Source organism: Bacillus sp. FSL P2-0099 (assembly GCF_038007445.1).
In the GTDB taxonomy this organism is placed as follows: Bacteria; Bacillota; Bacilli; order Bacillales; family Bacillaceae_G; genus Bacillus_A; species Bacillus_A mycoides.
In genome coordinates this window covers 3,236,736-3,249,517 of sequence record NZ_JBBOXE010000001.1, presented here as the reverse complement: position 1 = coordinate 3,249,517, position 12,782 = coordinate 3,236,736, and the positions used below count along the sequence as shown (strand labels likewise).

12 protein-coding genes are annotated in these 12,782 nt (G+C 34.6%); 9 read left to right on the top strand and 3 right to left on the bottom strand.

Annotated elements, in window-relative coordinates; all coding sequences use genetic code 11:
* The first annotated feature begins 62 nt into the window (after window positions 1-62).
* The 5 genes from MKY90_RS16690 (at window position 63) to MKY90_RS16670 (ending at window position 4,847) form a co-directional block, all read left to right on the top strand.
* The gene (locus tag MKY90_RS16690; RefSeq protein ID WP_002033261.1) at window positions 63-788 is read left to right on the top strand and encodes an ABC transporter ATP-binding protein; all 726 of its coding nucleotides are present in this window, start codon (window positions 63-65) and stop codon (window positions 786-788) included.
* Window positions 781-2,445, top strand: a complete 1,665-nt coding sequence (locus tag MKY90_RS16685; RefSeq protein ID WP_002167957.1) for a putative ABC transporter permease subunit — start codon at window positions 781-783, stop codon at window positions 2,443-2,445. The genes MKY90_RS16690 and MKY90_RS16685 overlap by 8 nt, the downstream gene beginning before the upstream one ends.
* 56 nt (window positions 2,446-2,501) lie before the next feature.
* Window positions 2,502-3,260: an SDR family oxidoreductase gene (locus tag MKY90_RS16680; RefSeq protein WP_098167812.1), complete on the top strand. Its 759-nt coding sequence runs from the start codon at window positions 2,502-2,504 to the stop codon at window positions 3,258-3,260.
* A 336-nt stretch (window positions 3,261-3,596) separates the two neighbouring features.
* On the top strand, window positions 3,597-4,322 hold the full coding sequence (locus MKY90_RS16675; protein WP_002185367.1) for a hypothetical protein: 726 nt from the start codon (window positions 3,597-3,599) through the stop codon (window positions 4,320-4,322).
* Between the two features lie 375 nt (window positions 4,323-4,697).
* Window positions 4,698-4,847 (top strand): hypothetical protein, encoded by a 150-nt coding sequence (locus tag MKY90_RS16670; RefSeq protein ID WP_165689474.1) that lies wholly within the window; start codon window positions 4,698-4,700, stop codon window positions 4,845-4,847.
* A gap of 371 nt (window positions 4,848-5,218) precedes the next feature.
* On the opposite strand, the gene MKY90_RS16665 is transcribed toward MKY90_RS16670, so the two are convergent.
* Window positions 5,219-5,593, bottom strand: coding sequence for a winged helix-turn-helix transcriptional regulator (locus tag MKY90_RS16665; RefSeq protein WP_078185441.1), 375 nt, complete (start codon window positions 5,591-5,593; stop codon window positions 5,219-5,221).
* A 127-nt stretch (window positions 5,594-5,720) separates the two neighbouring features.
* On the opposite strand from MKY90_RS16665, the gene MKY90_RS16660 reads away from it, so the two are divergent.
* The gene (locus MKY90_RS16660) at window positions 5,721-6,401 is read left to right on the top strand and encodes an NAD(P)H-dependent oxidoreductase (RefSeq protein ID WP_098168886.1); all 681 of its coding nucleotides are present in this window, start codon (window positions 5,721-5,723) and stop codon (window positions 6,399-6,401) included.
* Window positions 6,402-6,485: 84 nt separating this feature from the next.
* On the opposite strand, the gene MKY90_RS16655 is transcribed toward MKY90_RS16660, so the two are convergent.
* A complete protein-coding gene (locus MKY90_RS16655) occupies window positions 6,486-8,159 on the bottom strand; it encodes an alkaline phosphatase (protein WP_098168887.1) in 1,674 nt (557 codons plus the stop codon).
* 253 nt (window positions 8,160-8,412) lie between these two features.
* Here MKY90_RS16655 and MKY90_RS16650 point away from each other — a divergent pair, with 253 nt between their 5' ends.
* Both MKY90_RS16650 and MKY90_RS16645 read left to right on the top strand, forming a co-directional pair.
* Window positions 8,413-9,465 (top strand): pyruvate kinase, encoded by a 1,053-nt coding sequence (locus MKY90_RS16650; RefSeq protein ID WP_098168888.1) that lies wholly within the window; start codon window positions 8,413-8,415, stop codon window positions 9,463-9,465.
* 363 nt (window positions 9,466-9,828) lie between these two features.
* Window positions 9,829-10,110: a DUF1292 domain-containing protein gene (locus MKY90_RS16645; RefSeq protein ID WP_002013967.1), complete on the top strand. Its 282-nt coding sequence runs from the start codon at window positions 9,829-9,831 to the stop codon at window positions 10,108-10,110.
* Between the two features lie 159 nt (window positions 10,111-10,269).
* Here the strand turns inward: MKY90_RS16645 and MKY90_RS16640 are convergent, their stop codons facing one another.
* A complete protein-coding gene (locus MKY90_RS16640) occupies window positions 10,270-11,565 on the bottom strand; it encodes a histidine--tRNA ligase (protein ID WP_078422365.1) in 1,296 nt (431 codons plus the stop codon).
* A gap of 341 nt (window positions 11,566-11,906) precedes the next feature.
* Here MKY90_RS16640 and ybaK point away from each other — a divergent pair, with 341 nt between their 5' ends.
* Window positions 11,907-12,383: a Cys-tRNA(Pro) deacylase gene (gene ybaK / locus MKY90_RS16635; protein ID WP_002128271.1), complete on the top strand. Its 477-nt coding sequence runs from the start codon at window positions 11,907-11,909 to the stop codon at window positions 12,381-12,383.
* Window positions 12,384-12,782 lie beyond the last annotated feature (399 nt).

The window sequence follows — 12,782 nt, the reverse complement described above, 5'->3', positions numbered from 1 at the left end:
AAATATAAGTATGCTATAATGTTAATATAGTTAATTGGTAATTAAGGAAAGGATTGGATGTAATGATCGAAATTTTGAATGTGTCAAAAAGTTATAATGGATCTACCTATGCAGTAAAAGATTTAAGTTTATCTGTACCGAGCGGAGAAATCTTTGGGTTTTTAGGACCGAATGGTGCGGGTAAATCAACGACAATTAAGATGATTACTGGTATTCATGGGGTGGACAAAGGAACCATTACAATCAACGGTAAAGATATTATGAAAAATCCGATGGAAGCGAAGAAAACATTTGGCTATGTTCCAGATAGCCCGGATATGTTTTTACGATTAAAAGGGATTGAATATTTAAACTTTATGGCTGATATGTATGAAGTACCGAAGGAAGTAAGACAAGAACGAATAGAGTCATTAGCGAAGAAGTTTGATCTGTACAATGCTTTATCTGATCAAATTCAAAGTTATTCACACGGTATGAGACAAAAGATTGTTATTATCGGTGTGCTCGTACATGAACCAGATGTGTGGATTTTAGATGAACCGTTAACAGGTCTTGATCCGAAATCTGCATATATTTTAAAAGAAATGATGAGAGAACATGCTGATAAAGGGAAGATTGTATTTTTCTCGACACACGTATTAGAAGTAGCTGAAAAAATATGTGACCGCGTCGCGATTATTAATAAGGGAAATCTTCAGTTTAAAGGGAATTTAAATGAAATGAGAGATCATTTTGAATCCAATGAATCACTTGAAAAAATGTTCTTGGAGATGACGGGCAATGAGTAAAATTTGGACGTTAACGAAAGTATTATTGAAATTAAATTATGCAGATTTCATAACAGATAAAAAGAAAAGATGGGCGTATTTATTTTCATTTGCAGCCATTTTATTTGTAGGTTTTTTAATATTCGGTTCGATGACCCATGGAATATATGAAGGAATGATACACCTCGGACAGGATCCAGGAATTGTTATTGCGATGGGATTAGCAGTTGCTAGTATATGGGTATTTTTGATGAGTATTATGAACATTTTAACAGTGTTTTACTATAGTAATGATGTTGAAATGTTGCTACCGTTACCGTTAAAACCAGCGCAAATTATTTCGGCAAAGTTCTTTACAGTGTTAATTACACAATACGTAATGAGCTCGTTTATTTTATTGCCTATCTTTATTACTTACGGTTTAAAGAGTGGGGCTTTCATTACATATTACATTTATATGATTGTCATTTACTTATTCTTCCCGATCATTCCGCTAGTTTTAGCTTCGTTAATTATGACAATTATTATGAGGTATACGAATATAGCGAAAAATAAAGATCGAGGAAGTATATTTATTGGAATCGTAAGTATACTATTTATCGTCGGAATCAATGTATTTATGCAATGGAGAAATAAAAGTGCAGTATCTGGAGCTGGAGATTCAGTTGCGAATTATCTTACAAATAATCAATCCTCCCTTTTTATACAAATGACAAATTATTTTCCGACTACATATTTTGGTGCAATGGGATTAGTAGAAAATGCATCGTGGAAGGGAATATTATACGTACTAATATATATTCTTATTTCTATCGCATTTTTCGGTTTGTTTTATTACATTGCAGAGCGTACATATTTAAAAGGGGTTATTGGACTTTCAACGAGTACAGCAAAGAAAGAGGTAATTTCAGCAGAAGGCTTACAGAAATCAACAGTACAAAGTTCTCATTTAAAAGCATATGTGAAAAAAGAATTTAAAACGTTATTCCGCACGCCACAATTTTTCTTAAATTGTATTGTGCAAACTTTCGTTATGCCAATTATGCTGTTCTTTGTTTTGTTTGTACAAGATGGAAATTTAAAATGGATTACAGGGTATATTGATAATCCAGAATCAGCAGGTTTCGCAATTGGTGTTGGCCTTTGTGCATCCTTATTTTTAATGGGGAGTAACGTTATTGCAACAACGTCATTCTCACGAGATGGAAGCTCTTGGTTTGTTAATCGCTACTTACCAGTAAAGGCTTCGGATATCTTTTTTGCGAAAGCGATAACGGCCTGGTTAATTAATGTAGTCATTTTAGGAGTATTCGGTATTACAATGGCATTTGTAGCAGGTATTTCGCCAGTCTTCATGATACTTTGGTTCTTACTAAGTGCGAACGGTTTATTGTTAATTAATTTAATCGGTACACGCTGGGATGCACAAACTGCAGATATTCATTGGGATACAGAACAGAAATTATTTAAAAGTCGATATACAACTTTGTGGAATTTTTTAGCTAATATCTTAATAGCTTTAGTTATTGTAGCGGGTGTAAGTGTATTATACTTCTTCCTTCAAGTAGGACTTTGGATTATGTTTATCGTTTTATTTGTAATGTTTACGATTGTAAATTATATCTTTATTAAAATTTTAAAATTAGGCGCTGAGCGTATATTGTCAAATATTAATTAAAAAGGTAGATCCTCTGTATTCGTGCAGGGGATTTATCCATAGATGGAGGAGAAAAGGTGAAGAAAATAGCAATTGTAACAGGGGCAACTCGTCTGAATGGAATTGGTGCAGCTGTATGCAAGGTGCTTGCTCAAAATGGGATAGACATTTTTTTCACGTACTGGCCTCGGTATGATAAAGCGATGCCATGGGGAATGAATGATCAAGAGCCCTTTTTGTTGAAAAAGGAAATTGAAAGTTACGGCGTTCGATGTGAAATGGCAGAAATCAACTTATCGCAGTCTTATTCGCCTAATCGTGTATTGTATATGGTATCAGAACGTTTAGGGGATCCATCTATTCTTATTAATAATGCGGCGTATTATACTCCTACGAAAATTGAAGAGTTAGATGTAGAACAGCTAGATAAACATTATACGGTTAATGTTCGTGCTCCTATGCTATTAAGTTCATTATTTATTAAACATTTTTCACTTAAAACGAGTGGAAGTATTATAAATCTTACTTCTGGGCAGTCATTAGGCCCGATGCCAGATGAACTAGCATACGTAGCAACGAAAGGAGCAATAGAAGCATTTACAAAGTCAGTTGCACCAATTGCTATGGAGAAGGGGATTACAGTCAATGCTGTTGATCCAGGACCAACGAATACAGGATGGATTACAGAGGAATTACAGCATCATTTAGTATGGAAATTCCCGCAAGGAAGAGTTGGAGAACCGGTGGATGCGGCACGCTTAATTGCTTTTTTAGTAAGTGAAGAAGCGAAGTGGGTTACTGGGCAAGTCATTCATTCGAACGGTGGTTATTCATAAAAATACTATGTTAACAATTGTTGAGAAATAAAAAAATTAGTAATTATTTAGTTTTTTGTATAAATAAAATGTCAAGAAAGATAAAAAATTGATAGGGGAGTATGTTGTCATTTGTAGATTGTAAATCTTCATGTGACAACATATTCTTTTTCTTTTGCTACAGAGGAGGAAAATGTAGTAGAAAAAACTCGAATATTAAAATAAATTTATCGTTTTTTGTACGTATTATTATGAAGATTACTGTCGGAAAGATGGTGATTCGTATGAAAAGGGATTTTTTAAGGGGAAATAGAATCGTAAAGAGAAGGATAAAATTGTAAACATAGGGGGATTTTTATGAAAATGAAAAAGGTCGCTATCGCATCAGTAGCAATTGGTACAATGCTTACAATGGCAGCTTGTAGTACCTCCACAGATAAAGATGCAGCGAAGAAGGATCAGGCAACTGCACAAAATGAAGAGCAATCGAAAACGACAAGTGCAGATGAAGCGTCAAAAACAACGAAAGATACTGAAAAAGACACAAATACTTCTTCGAATGAAAAAACAGATAAGGATGCAAAAAATACAAAGGAATCATCAGGAACAGAAAGTAACGGCAAAACAACAAAAGAAAAAGAAACGACAGGAAAAACGAATGATCAAACTACTAGCGGAAAAACAACAGATCAAAGTACAAGTACAAACAACAACGGAAAAACAACAGATCAAAGTACAAGTACAAACAATAACGGAAAAACAACGAAAGATCCGAAGAAAAGCGTCGCTGTGAAAACAAATGTAAAAGAAGTCGTTACATTAATTGAAAGCTTGGACAAGCAATTAGCTGCAAATCCTAAATTAGAAACAGTTAATAAACTTGGAAAACAAATTAATGAGAAGTGGGATGTCATTGAAAAAGAGTTAGAAGCATCACATCCGACTGAATATAAAACAATTGGCCAAAGTATGTATCCGTTAATTGTAGGAGCGGAGAAAGAAAAGATCGATATTAATAAAATGAAGTCATTAACGACGAAAACGAAAAAAGATTTAAATCAATTATTAACGAAGCTTTCATAGTTTCAAAAGCCTACTCGAGTGAGTAGGCCTTTTTAGTTTGTTGTACATTTTCGTTTGGTGTTAAGAAATAAAGACTTCATTTAAAAGGAACATCACAATGATAAAAAAGAGTGATAACTATTAAAGATATTTTTTGATAGGGAGTCATATAAAACGCTCCCTTGTATTTATATTTGCAATTTAGTAGTTTTTAAAGTTCATTATTTTCTACAAAAATTTCATTTTGTAGAAAAGGAGAATGAATTGAGATGTACGATAAAGAGGAAGTTTATGATGAAGAAATTGCACCAGTATCGCAGAAAATCCTAGAAATATGTAAACGAGAAGAACTTCCAATGGTCGCACAATTTTATTTAGCGGAAGAGTCTCCATACAGTGGCTGTTCAACCATTATATTGTTCGTCAGCAATTGTTCAGGGAGAACATAATGAAGAAGGCATTCAGCAGTTACAATCAATTGCTCAAATTATGAAATACGGAACAAATGGACCACCAGTAGTAATGACGGCAATGATTCGAAAATAAAAAAGCAGCTAACAAAAGCTAGCTGCCCGACTCTCCAAGGGGGAACAAGGAGAAAATCTAATGTCATGTATAGTATTGACGGAATATTGAATTTTATTCAAGGGGGGCTTATTTTTAAATGTAATTTAGGGTTGGTTCCAGAAAAGTGACATACCACAAAAATATAAAATTATTAAAAGGACAATTACTATGAAAGCAATTAAAGAAACTTTCTTCCATAAATTTTTCATCAGTAGACCTCCTTTATGAAGAATATTAACACGTTTCCAGAATCTGACCAAAATAATCCTTTTACTCAAAAAAAATCGCTTGTATACTAAGAGGCAATCTTTTTTGAGTTGTTTGTAATGGCTAATTACAGGTTTTAAATGCTATTTAGTGTTATCTCTACTTTCCAAAACCTGCTCCATATTATTAGTCGCCCATTCCATCATTAAAAGGATAATTGGACGTAATGACTCGCCAAGTTCAGTTAACGAATATTCTACTTTAGGAGGTACTTCACGATATACCTCCCGATGTACGATGCCATCTGCTTCAAGTTCTCTAAGTTGAAGTGTTAGCATTCTTTGGGTGATATTAGGTTTTAATCTTTTTAATTCATTAAATCGTTTCTTACCATCTAATAAATGATAAAGAATAACACCTTTCCATTTCCCGCCAATAACCTCGACGATAGCTTCTACTGGACAAGAATATTTATTTAAAAATGGATAATTTACATCATCTTCTTTTGAACTAATCATAAAAAGACTCTCCCTTAACAATAGTATCTTTTTTGATACTATAGCACATAAATGTGCGTACTTGTATCATTGTTACTTTAAAAATATAATTTGGTTAAATAATAATTTAATGAAAAGGGGATCTTTTATGACTAACACAAAACAAAATACAAAACAAAAAATTATTGAGGCTTTTAACTTTAGACATGCATGTAAAGAATTTGATCCTATGAAGAAAATTTCAGAAGATGATTTTAAATTTATTTTAGAAACAGGAAGATTATCTCCTTCTTCTTTTGGATATGAGCCTTGGAAATTTATTGTGGTACAAAATAAAGAATTAAGAGAAAAACTATTACCATATTCATGGGGAGCAGGTGGGCAACTTTCAACAGCAAGTCATTTTGTCATTGTTCTTTCAAGAAACATCAAAGATATGCACTATGATGCAGAATATATTCAGCACATGATGAAAGATATTATTGGATTGCCTGAAGAAGCCCAAAAAATGAGATATGAATTCTTCAAAAAATTCCAAGAATCGGATTTTAAATTGTTAGACTCCGAACATGCTGTATTTGATTGGTCATCAAAGCAATCTTATATTGCTTTAGCTAATATGATGACTAGTGCAGCTCAAATCGGTATTGATTCTTGTCCAATGGAAGGATTCGATAAAGAAAAAGTAGATTCTTTACTTCGTCAAGAAGGAATTTTAAAAGATGATAATCTTGAGGTATCAGTTATGGTTGCATTTGGATACCGTAAAGGAGAACCAAAATTTAATAAAACAAGACAAACTATGGATACTATTGTTGAATGGATTTAATAAGATAAATTTGTATCCATATAACGAAAAAAACGCTACCCTTTCTATAGAAAGGATAGCGTTTTTTTATGTCTGTTTTTAAATTTAGCGAGAATGCTTTGTGAATAGTTGAAGTGCTTTTTCAGGTACATAGAATTTCTCGTTGCTTTCTACAACGATGCCTCCTAATTCATAATCTTTCCCACCAATATATATAATGCTTTTATTAACAAACAATTTGGCCTCCGTATTATTGCGTTTTACTACAAGCACCGGGTTTCGTGCATCTTTTTTGTCAATCGTTACAGTTGCACCAATTTGTTTAAAGGATGTTTCAGCATCTAAGAATAATTTCTTAGATAATTCTCCTAATTGAAAGCCCATTGCTTTGGCCATTATTTTCGCAATGTCTGTATTTTGGACTAAACCGTATGGCTTTTGAGGACCGTAAGAGTATAAGAATACATCTTCACCCGTATGACCACCAGTTGTAAAACCGATGTTCGCACGGTTGGCCAATAATTTAGTAAGGATTGGACCTACATCAGTTTTCTTTTGTGCAGCTTTTAACAGCTCTTTTTCATTATCAGTTAGGTCGTCTAAACCGTAAAGTGCAGCGACCTCTTTTATATTAGATAAATCATCTTTTAGTTTATTTGTAGCACCTTCAAGTGTCATTTTCGCCTTTTTCAGTGGGGCAATGTAAGCTGATACTGGTGTAGTATCATAGCCTTTTGTGGTATTGCTGTTGCCAATGGAAATACCGCCATTACCATGATCCGCTAAAGCAATGACCATAGTGTTACCGTCTTTCTTCGCAAATTCTAATGCTTCTGTAACTGCATCATCAAATGCCAATACATCGCTAATCATCCCGATTGGATCATTTGCATGTGCTGCCCAATCTGCCTTACTACCTTCTACAAATAAGAAGAAACCATCTTTATCTTTTGATAATGTTTGAATTGCTTTTCTCGTCATCTGGGAAAGAGTTGGCTGCTTAGGATTGGTTATTCTACGATCCATATCGAACGCAAGGGCAGTATTAGAGAAAGAACCCCAGATTTTATTTGATTTGGAGTTTAATAACGCATCTTTTGTTTCGACAAAGTCGTACCCTTTGTCTTGAATCACTTTTACTAAATCTTCGTTGTCTTTACGAATTCCGTTGCTTGTCGTAGGCTGAAGTGCTGCTTTTCCACCACCTAATACAACTTCTATATTTTGATACACTTGCTGTTCACCAAGTACTTCGAAATCTTTACGGTTAACGTGGTGGGCAGAGAAACTAGCCGGAGTAGCATGTTGAATTTCTGATGTAGCAATGATTCCTGTCGCGCGGCCGGAACGTTTTGCGCCTTCTAAGACGTTGGCAACTGGACGAAACTTGCATTCTTCTTTCACTGGTTCTAAGCCAGGTGAATTCACAACAGAAGGTAATACGCCCACGTAGCCTGAATTTGATTTATTTCCTGTCGCTAAAGCTGTGGCTGCTGGTGCAGAGTCCGTAATAGCCGATTCTGCTGAGTATGTACGAACACCTCCGGATACAATTTGATCTAGCGCAAGAGGTGAACCTTTATACCACCGGGCTAATGTTGTAGCAGAAGAACTTGTCCCATCTATAACCATGAAAATCACATTTTTAGGTTGCTTTCCTGCTTTTTTCGCCTCAGCTTTTACCTCGTTATCGTTCATTATGATTCCTGTTGCTAATGTAAATAGTGCTACCGTTCCCGCTAATGTTAGTCCCATTATTTTTTTTCGAAGAGTAGTCATTGTGGTTCCTCCATAGGTCGTTTTCGATATCCCAATCTAACGTTCGTATGTAAACAAGATTTATTATTAGTAGTACCCCATTGCAACGAAACTAACAATAACTATGGAGTCGAAAAGTTCAATTTAAGCTACTTCTTCAGCAAAATATTCTCTTCATATAAAACTTCTTTGCATCCTTAGTTACATGGTCTTTCCTATAAAAAGAATCTTCTCTTTATTTTAGGGGAAACATTAAAAAAAGGATGGTGGGGACATGACAATTGATCGAGTTTGTACAATTGGGCCAGCGAGTAATAATGAAGAAACGTTAGCGCAGTTAATAAACAATGGTATGAAAATTGTTCGGTTAAATTTATCACATGGTACGCATGAAAGTCATAAAGACATCATTCGTTTAGTAAAATCGTTAGACGATTCTATTAAAATTCTAGGGGATGTACAAGGTCCTAAAATAAGATTGGGTGAAATGAAAGAGGAACAAATTACACTTGAAGCAGGGGAGTTATTTACTTTACATACCAATCCAGTGCAAGGGAATAAAGAAGAAGCAAGTGTTGATTATGTGGGGATTGCGAATGACGTAAAAGTTGGAAGTAGAATTCTTATTAATGATGGAGAAGTTGAGTTAATCGTTGAAAAGATAAGTTCGGAAAAAATAGAAACGAGAATAAAAACAGGTGGCAATATTTCCTCTCATAAAGGGGTGAACTTACCAGGTACAATTGTTAGTTTGCCAGCTATTACGGAGAAAGATAAAAAAGATATTCAATTTCTTTTAGAAGAGGAAGTTGATTTTATTGCGTGTTCTTTCGTTCGAAAACCTAGTCATATAAAGGAAATACGAAGTTTTATACATGAACATAAAGAAACTTCCCCAAATTTAATTGCAAAAATAGAAACGATGGAAGCAATCGAGAATTTTCAAGACATATGCAAAGAAGCGGATGGCATTATGATCGCAAGGGGAGATTTAGGTGTGGAATTGCCGTATCAATTTATTCCGCTTTTGCAAAAAATGATGATTCGTGAGTGCAATCGAACGAATACATATGTCATTACGGCGACACAAATGCTTCAATCTATGGTAGATCATTCTATTCCTACAAGAGCTGAGGTGACAGATGTATTTCAAGCTGTACTGGACGGGACGAATGCTGTTATGCTTTCTGCTGAAAGTGCGTCAGGAGAGCATCCAATCGAAAGTGTGAAAACGTTACGTCGCGTTTCGGAATTCGCTGAGCATGTAAAAAAAGACGGTCCTTTTGCGATGAAAGATGTATTGGAATTGCTGCATAAGTCTCTTTAGTTTATATAGAAGGATTTATCTCTCATCCTAAAAACGTACGGAAAGGAATCAGGATAGGAGGTGCTATTTTAGTATTTACTTACAGATTGAAAGGTGGCATTCCAGCTGCCTATATGAAAGAACCATTATGGAACATGGAGGTCTTTCGGAAATCTAAAGAAGGATTTTAAATTAATTAATCCAGTTATCTCATTTAAAATATGTTCATTCCTATTCATAAATGATATCCTTATAGTTGAATACTTTTGCTGAATCAGCAAGAATTTGTTGTTCTTTCTGTATGAATTCAACTTTTTTATGGAAAGATATGTTAGTAAGTGTGCAATTTGAACGTTTTATTTTTTAGAGTATGATAGGAGGAGAATGAATATGGAAGCAATTGAAGTAGGCGAAATTTTTAGTCTTACCGATGAGAATAATGAAGAACAGGAAGTTGAAGTGCTTGGAGCGATGGATGTCGAAGGTGCAGAATACATTGCGGTTGCCTTTGTAGAAGACATTCAAACAGAAACTGAGGAAGACATTGATATCTTCTTTTTAAAAGTAGAAGAAGATAATGAATTCTCATACATAGAGAATGACGAGGAATTTGAAAAAGTATCTGCGGCGTTCGAGAAGATTATGGACGAGCAAGAACAAGAATAATAATAAAAAGAGTTAGACAAAAGAGGGAGATGCATATCTGCCCTCTTTTTTTGTATATGGTTGAAAATTACATTTATAGAAATCAATAATTATATTATGTAAACTGAATGACTCTTTATTTATGCACTAGAAAAACCACCCAAATGAGGGTGGCGCTTATTATATATAGTTATTAAATGTGTTATTTTCCAAGGAAGAGAGGGGAATCTTCACTTCAGTACCTTCCTTCATATTACGCAATACAACTGTTTCTGTAGATAGTTCCTCTTCACCAATTATTAGCACATACGGGATGTTTTCTTTATTTGCATAATTAAGGGCACGTTTCAATTTACGTCCGGCTAGTTCAAGTTCGACTTTTAAAGAAGTAGTAGAGCGCAATTGCTGGGCAATTTGTAAGCATTGTAATTCTGTCCCGAGTGGGATGATAAATAAATCCGCTGTAGATGATATGGTTTCTTTCTGTGATAGTGCTGTATAAATAACGTCTAAACCGAATGAAATACCGACTGTTGGATAGTTCATATTATCACCACGGAATGCTCCGATAATATTATCGTATCGACCACCGCTACCGATGCTAGATGTAATCGTGCCATCTTTTAGAAAGATTTCATACACAGTGCCTGTATACATTGTGAGTCCTCTTGCTAAAAACGGATTGAATATCGTATTTTCATTTATTCCGAGAGCGAGTAAGTATTGCTGTAGTTGTTGTAGTTCCTCTACTCCATCGGCGACAAGTGTATTATTGAAAGTGTCTTTAAAGTCGGCTATAGGGAGCTTTAGGCAAGATAAAACAGTATTACATATTGTATCGGCCATTTCTACAGTAATCCCGCGCTCCAATACATCTTTTCGTACACCATCAATCCCAATCTTTTCGATTTTATCCAATGATAAAATTACGTCACTCGTTAGTTCAGTAGGGATGTTAATAGACTGGAGAATACCGTTTAACAATTTTCGGTTATTATATTGGATCGTTACTTCTAAGTTTAACGTTCGGAACAGCTCAAACGCCATGCTCATGAGTTCAGCTTCCGCCATGACTGATTCTACACCGACTATATCAACGTCACATTGAATGAACTCACGGAATCTTCCTTGTTTAATTGGCCCATCTCGAAATACTTTCCCAATTTCATAGCGTTTAAAGGGTAGGCGGATGTTCGGATTCATCGCCACGACTTTTGCGAATGGAATTGTTAAATCATAACGTAAGGCAAGATCGCGTTTTCCTTGATCCTTAAGTGTATATATTTCTTTTAAAATTTCATCGCCACCACCGTACTTGTAAGACATAAGCTCATACATATTTAACGTCGGTGTCTCTAACGGTTTACAGCCATAACGTTCAAACGTATCTTCACAAGCTCTTTTAATTTTATTTCGTAGTACTTGTTCCTCTGGTAAATAGTCTTTTGTCCCTTTTACATTTTTCATTTCCACCATAATCACTCCTCTTTTAAATTAAAAAAAGCTATGCGGGTATAAAAATACCCACATAGCTTTATGAACGCTTCGTGGGTCAACAGGAAAAGCCCTGTACCCACGAAGAAAAATTTTTCTTCGGATACACGGCGTTACGTATGATGATGAAGTTGGAAAGACGTATTAAAAGTTCGCATTAAAATCTCTCCTTAACATAAGTTTTTCCAAATTATATCAGATTAATTTGGAAAAATCAATATTTTCAGTTTTGAAGAATACGTGAAGTTATGTAGGAGAAATTGAAAAGAGTGTATAATAAAAGAAAATTTAATAATATGAAATAACTTTTTAAGGAGAACACTATGAAAAAAGATAAAACAAATGCGATGCGAATATTAGAAAAAGAAAAAATTGAATATTCGATGATGTCATATGATCCGGACGATGGGAAAATTGATGGCGTATCAGTTGCTGGGAAAATTGGTAGAGAAGTGAGAGAAGTATATAAAACACTTGTCGCTCAAGGGAATAGTAAGGATTATCATGTGTTCATTATCCCAGTAGATGAGGAACTAAATTTAAAAGCAGCCGCAAAGGCGGTCGGTGAAAAGAAGATAGAAATGATTCCTGTTAAAGATATTACGAAAGTTTCAGGGTATATTCGCGGTGGTTGTTCACCAGTAGGAATGAAGAAATTATTTTCTACATGTATTGATGAAAGTGCCCAATCACTTGAAACAATCATTGTAAGCGGCGGGAAAATCGGCGTGCAAATTGAGCTTAAAGTTGAAGATTTGATGAAAGTGACGAGAGCGCAGTTTGGTGAGATAACGAAATAAGTATACATAGGAAAAGAAGTTCTAATTTTATTAAATTTAGATAAAGATTTATAGGATAATTAGTCCATTATGAGGGCGGATTATCCTTTTTTATTTACATAATGAATGAAATAAAAAGAGATTGAATTTTTAGTTTAATAAGTATAATATGGATGTGTAATTTTAATCATTTGTTTGGCTTTAGGAGGAGTACAATGCCTCGTTTCAAGGACTTTAAATAAACAAGCAGAGTTACTTTTAAAGATAGACAAAGGACGGGAAAGTGTTTTAATGAGGGTTCAAGAAATACCCATAAGAAAGCACATATTGGGGGATGCCAGTATTTTGGAAAACCCCACGCTAAGAGTATGCAAGATTTTATACAGTTTTTTGGCTAATCCAGTAACAAACAAGAACCCT